General features: G+C 34.4%; 6 protein-coding genes. All 6 read left to right on the forward strand.

The features are described from left to right. Positions 1-962, forward strand: a 962-nt coding sequence (gene ord, locus VK998_RS06945; RefSeq protein ID WP_325226902.1) for a 2,4-diaminopentanoate dehydrogenase, incomplete at its 5' end; no start/stop codon positions are given. 80 nt (positions 963-1,042) lie between these two features. Then, positions 1,043-1,348, forward strand: a complete 306-nt coding sequence (gene ortA, locus VK998_RS06950) for a 2-amino-4-oxopentanoate thiolase subunit OrtA (RefSeq protein ID WP_325226904.1) — start codon at positions 1,043-1,045, stop codon at positions 1,346-1,348. Position 1,349: 1 nt separating this feature from the next. Continuing rightward, positions 1,350-2,768, forward strand: coding sequence for a 2-amino-4-oxopentanoate thiolase subunit OrtB (gene ortB, locus VK998_RS06955; RefSeq protein WP_325226906.1), 1,419 nt, complete (start codon positions 1,350-1,352; stop codon positions 2,766-2,768). Positions 2,769-2,778: 10 nt separating this feature from the next. Further along, complete coding sequence (locus VK998_RS06960) at positions 2,779-3,144, forward strand: ornithine aminomutase subunit alpha (RefSeq protein ID WP_325226908.1); 366 nt, start codon at positions 2,779-2,781, stop codon at positions 3,142-3,144. Beyond that, on the forward strand, positions 3,144-5,360 hold the full coding sequence (oraE, locus tag VK998_RS06965; RefSeq protein WP_325226910.1) for a D-ornithine 4,5-aminomutase subunit OraE: 2,217 nt from the start codon (positions 3,144-3,146) through the stop codon (positions 5,358-5,360). The genes VK998_RS06960 and oraE overlap by 1 nt, the downstream gene beginning before the upstream one ends. Continuing rightward, on the forward strand, positions 5,350-5,751 hold a 402-nt coding region (locus VK998_RS06970; protein ID WP_325226912.1), incomplete at its 3' end, for a glutamate mutase L. The genes oraE and VK998_RS06970, both read left to right, overlap by 11 nt.

Raw genomic sequence — 5,751 nt, forward strand, 5'->3', positions numbered from 1 at the left:
AAATAGTTGGTGTAGTAGGTAGAACTTATAGACTTGGTAAAAGTATGTATGAGTATCTAGATGTAGAAAGAGAAGATAGACCAGATGTTATTATAAGAGAATATGATAAAGTAATAACTGAAAATGCAGCAGATGTGGTTATAATAGCTACTGATTCTTTCACTAAAGATAGTTTCGATAAAATAAAATATTGCCTAGAAAATAAAATAAACGTTATTTCAACTGCTGAGGAGATGGCCTATCCTCAAGCTCAAGAACCAGAATTGGCTAAAGAAATGGATAGAATAGCAAAAGAAAATGGAGTAAGTGTATTAGGGACTGGAATAAATCCAGGCCTTATAATGGATTTACTAGTTATTACCTTAACTGGTGCTTGTATTGATGTAGATAGTATTAAAGCTGAAAGAGTTAATAATCTTTCACCTTTTGGACCAGCTGTTATGCATGGTCAAGGAGTTGGCCTAACGGTAGAAGAGTTCAATAAAAGAGTAGAAGAAAATGATTTGGCAGGACATGTAGGTTTTCCAGAATCTATTACTATGATTGCTGATGCATTAGGATGGGAACTAAGTGATGAAATTAAACTAAGCAGAGAACCAATAGTATCTAATGTATACAGGAAAGCCCCTCATGCAGAAGTCAAAGCAGGAGATGTAGCAGGGTGTAATATGAAAGGATATGGAAACGTTGATGAAGAATTAAAGATTGAAATGATACACCCACAACAAGTTGAACCTCAATTAGAAGGAGGAGCTACAGGAGACTACATTACTATTAAAGGAACTCCAAACATAAATATGTCTATTAAACCTGAAGTACCAGGAGGTATTGGAACAATAGCAATGTGTGTAAATATGATACCTCATGTAATTAATGCTTCACCAGGATTAAAGACCATGTTAGATTTGCCAGTACCAAGGGCTATAATGGGAGATATGAGACAATTAATTGAAAGAGATTAAGTTACTTTAGAAATAAAAATTAAATTATTTTAGGGCGACTTATGTCGCCTTCTAACAAAAACAGAAAGGTAGGGATATAAATGGATGCTAAACGAGGCGATTGGGTAAGGATTCATAATATAGTATTGGAAGCTGGAGATAGAGCACCTAATATACCAGAAGATACACAAAATGTACCACTAGAATTTTGGACTAAAGGTTACCTAATGGATGATGAAGCCAAAATTGGAGACAAAGTAGAAGTTGAAACTTATATTGGAAGAAAGGTTGAAGGTACATTAATAGAGGTAAATCCTTTTTATGATCATGATTTTGGTAAGTGTGTTCCTGAATTATTGTATATAGGTAGACAAGTGAGAAGCTTAATGGAAGAGGATGGTGAATAATATGGCTAAAGATATGAGTTTTGAAGCGGTAATGGGAAGAAATAGTGAGATAATGAAGAAGGCTGTTGGCATAGATTATAATGTTTTTGAATCTGGAAACATTGCTTTTGATTATGAAAAGATGATGAGAGAAACTGGATACAGTCTTCAGGAAATAGAAAACGTACAAAATGAAACGGGAGTAGGGAATACCCCAGTTTATGAGTTGCGAAATTTAACAAAATTAGCAAGAAAATTTGCACCAGCTGGTAAGGGAGCAAGAATATTTATAAAAGATGAAGCAGCGAATCCTTCAGGAAGTTTTAAAGCTAGAAGGGCTGCTACTGCTTGCCATCATGCAGCAAAATTAGGTTATAAAGGAGTAATAGCTGCAACTAGTGGAAATTATGGAGCTGCTGTTGCATCACAAGCTGCTATGAGAGGATTAAAATGTATTATAGTACAAGAGTGTTATGATTCTAAAGGAGTAGGACAACCAGAAATAGTTGAAAAAGCCCGTAAATGTGAAGCTTATGGAGCCGAAGTAGTTCAATTGACTGTTGGACCAGAACTGTTCTATACTTTTCTAGTATTATTAGAAGAAACTGGTTATTTTAACGCTTCATTATATACACCTTTTGGAATTGCAGGAGTAGAAACTTTAGGTTATGAACTTTCCATGCAATTTAGGGAAAGAGAAGGAAGAGATCCAGATGTAGTCGTAATCACTAATGCAGGTGGTGGAAATCTTACAGGAACTGCTAGAGGATTAATCAAAGCTGGGGCTACTGATACTCAAATAGTAGGAGCAAGTGTAAGCCTTCAAGGACTTCACATGGCTAGTGATACCCAGTTTAATAAAAAATCTTTTACTACAGGACATACAGGGTTTGGAATTCCTTTTGCTACTTGGCCAGATAGATCAGATGTACCTAGATCAGCTGCAAGACCATTAAGATATATGGATAGATACGTAACTGTAAATCAAGGTTCTGTATTTTATATGACAGAAGCATTAGCGCAACTAGAAGGTTTAGAAAGAGGACCAGCAGGGAATACATCTTTAGCAGCAGCATTTAAATTAGCTCAAGAACTAGATAAAGATAAAATTATTGTAGTTCAGGAAACTGAATATACTGGTGCAGGAAAACATATTCAACCTCAATTGACCTTTGCTAAGGAAAATGGTATTGAAGTAGTTATAGGAAATCCTTCTGAAGAAGTTCCTGGTAAGAATATTATACTACCAAAGGATCCTGGATATATTAATGTTGAAGAAATCGATTTAAATAAGACTCGAAGATCATATATTAGAAACTGTATTAAAAATACTAAAGCAGAAAAAGTAACAAAGGAAGATTTAGAATTCTTAGTGGCAGATACTAAATCAAGTGAAGAGTTTGTTAAAAAGATATTAGACGAGTTTGGAGTAGAATATTAGGAGGTTAGCGATGAAAAGAGAAGATGATTTTAAAGAAAGAAGAAAACATCTTGCTAATTTAAGTGAAAGAGAATTAGAAAATAGATTTTGGGAATTAGCTGAAAAAATAGTTGACCCTTTAATAGAATTATCAGAAAAAAACACTACCCCATCTATTGAAAGATCTGTTTTACTTAGAATGGGATTTTCCAGTTTAGAATCAAAAGCAATTGTTGAAGGTGCAATAGATAGAGGTTTATTAGGGAAAGGTGCTGGACATATAGTTTATAGACTAGCTAAGGATAAAAATATGGATATTAGAGAAGCTGGACTTAAATTAGCAGAGGGAGAAATGTGGGAAGATGTAATAACTACCTTTAAAGGAGGTGGAAGATAATGGATATAAAACCAAATGAGAAATTAGATATTGAAAATATACTAAAAGATTTAGACAAATATAGACCTAGAAGAAAAGGATGGACTTGGAGAAAAGGTGTTGGACAAAAAAGACAAATTGGAAAATTTGAATATTATGATACATCAGAATCTCTAGATAGCTGCCAACCTTTGCCAGCTGCAAAATATTTTGATCATATTGATCCACAATCAAAATCAGTAATTACTACAGAGATTGCATCTGGCAGATTCGAAGATGATATTAGACGTATGAGGATGGCAGCTTGGCATGGTGCAGATCATTTAATGGTTATTAGAACTGCAGGTCAAAGTCATTATGATGGTCTAATAGAAGGAACACCTCAAGGTATAGGAGGTATTCCAATCACTAGAAAACAAGTAAGAGCACAACGAAAGGCATTGGATATTATAGAAGATGAAGTAGGTAGACCAATTAATTATCACTCCTATGTATCTGGAGTAGCAGGCCCAGAAATAGCAGTTATGTTCGCTGAAGAGGGAGTAAACGGTGCACATCAAGACCCGCAATATAATGTACTATATAGAAATATTAATATGGTAAGATCCTTTGTAGATGCAGCAAGTGCAAAGAAGATCATGGCCTGGGCAGATATTGCTCAAATAGATGGGGCACATAATGCTAATGCTACAGCTAGAGAAGCGTGGAAGGTAATGCCAGAACTAATGGTACAACATGCCATTAACTCTATGTTTTCAGTAAAAGCTAATATGAAAAAAGAAAATATTTGTTTATCAACAGTACCGCCAACAGCACCACCAGCTCCATGTATGAGATTAGATTTGCCTTATGCAGTAGCTTTAAGAGAGCTTTTTTATGAATATAAGATGAGAGCTCAAATGAATACAAAATATATGGAATCCTCTACAAGAGAAGCAACAGTAACTCATGTTCTAAATTTACTAATATCACAACTTACTAGGGCAGATATACAGTCTACTATAACTCCTGACGAAGGAAGAAATGTACCATGGCATATTTACAATATTGAAGCTGTGGATACAGCAAAGCAAGCATTTGCAGGTATGGATGGATTAAATGAAATGCTAGAAATAAAACGAAATGAAGGAGAACTAGCAGATAAGGTTAGAGAATTGAAAGAAAGAGCAATACTATTTATGGAAGAAATTTTAGAAGTTGGAGGATATTTTAAAGCAGTAGAAGAAGGCTTTTTTGTAGATTCTGGTTATTATCCTGAAAGAAATGGAGATGGAATTGCAAGAAAAATTGATGGAGGCATAGGTGTTGGTACAGTATATGAAAGAGACGAAGATTATATGGCGCCTGTTACTGCACATTTTGGTTACAATAATATTGCTCAGTATGACGAAGCAACTGTAGATAATCCATCTAAATTAATAGATGGATGTACATTTGAAGTACCAGAAAAAATTATATATATAGATGAATTAGATGAAAATGATAATATTTATTTAAGATTAGAAGAGACAAAAGAATTAAGAAATACTTCTAAAATCAAACCGGAAATGGAATGGTTAGGGGATGGAATTGTCTTAATGACCTTATTTTTACCTGTAGAAGAAAGAGTGGCGGAATTTGCAGCATTAGAGATTGGTAAAAAATTAGGATTAAAAGATTGTGAAGTAATCCATAAAGAGATAATGCAAGAAGCAGAAGGAACAAGGATTGAACTAAAGGGTAGAGTAGATTTCACCATAGATATAAATGATTTAGTTATACCACCAAAACCAGAAGTATTAACAGAAGATGAGATTAGGAAAGATATAGATGAAAATCCAATGAAAGTAGTAGCGGGTACAGTTGGAGAAGATGAACACTCTGTTGGATTAAGAGAAATTATAGATATAAAGCATGGAGGCATAGAAAAATATGGCATAGAAAGCCATTATTTAGGTACCTCTGTTCCAGTTGAAAAACTAGTAGATGCTGCAATAGAAATTAATGCAGATGCAGTTTTAGCTTCAACAATAATAAGCCACGATGATATTCACTATAAAAACATGAAAAAACTACATGAATTATGTATAGAGAAAGGTATTAGAGATAAAATTATCTTATTAGCAGGTGGTACTCAAGTTTCAAGTGAATTAGCTGTGAAAAACGGTATGGACGCAGGTTTTGGTAGAGGCTCCAATGGCGATCAAGTAGCAACATTTTTAGTGAAAAAGAGAAGAGAGATGAAAGATGAAAATTAATCTATTGGTTGCAGAAATAGGTAGTACTACTACAGTAGTGAATGCTTTCAATTTAAACCCTTGCCCTATTTTTATAGGGCAAGGGCAAGCACCTACCTCTGTAATGGAGGGAGATGTGAATATAGGACTGAAAGCTGCCATTGAGAATCTAGCCAGTAGTTTAAAAAATGATAAGGTTGAATATGATGAATTAATAGCTACTAGTAGCGCTGCTGGTGGTTTAAGGATGACTGTTCATGGTTTAGTATATGACATGACGGTTAAAGCCGCCAAAGAAGCAGCACTTGGGGCAGGAGCTAATATAAAGTTTATAAGTGCAGGTAAGTTAAGGAATTCGGATTTAAAAAAAATCAAAGAGATAAACCCAAATATAATTTTAATTGCTGGCGGT

The organism is Schnuerera sp., from assembly GCF_035459645.1.
In the GTDB taxonomy this organism is placed as follows: domain Bacteria; phylum Bacillota; class Clostridia; order Tissierellales; family Tepidimicrobiaceae; genus Schnuerera.

Bases quoted from the DNA above. Each gene is read 5' to 3' on its own strand.
- ortA (WP_325226904.1), top strand. From the start codon at position 1,043: ATGGATGCTAAACGAGGCGATTGGGTAAGGATTCATAATATAGTATTG.
- oraE (WP_325226910.1), top strand. From the start codon at position 3,144: ATGGATATAAAACCAAATGAGAAATTAGATATTGAAAATATACTAAAA.
- VK998_RS06960 (WP_325226908.1), top strand. From the start codon at position 2,779: ATGAAAAGAGAAGATGATTTTAAAGAAAGAAGAAAACATCTTGCTAAT.
- ortB (WP_325226906.1), top strand. From the start codon at position 1,350: ATGGCTAAAGATATGAGTTTTGAAGCGGTAATGGGAAGAAATAGTGAG.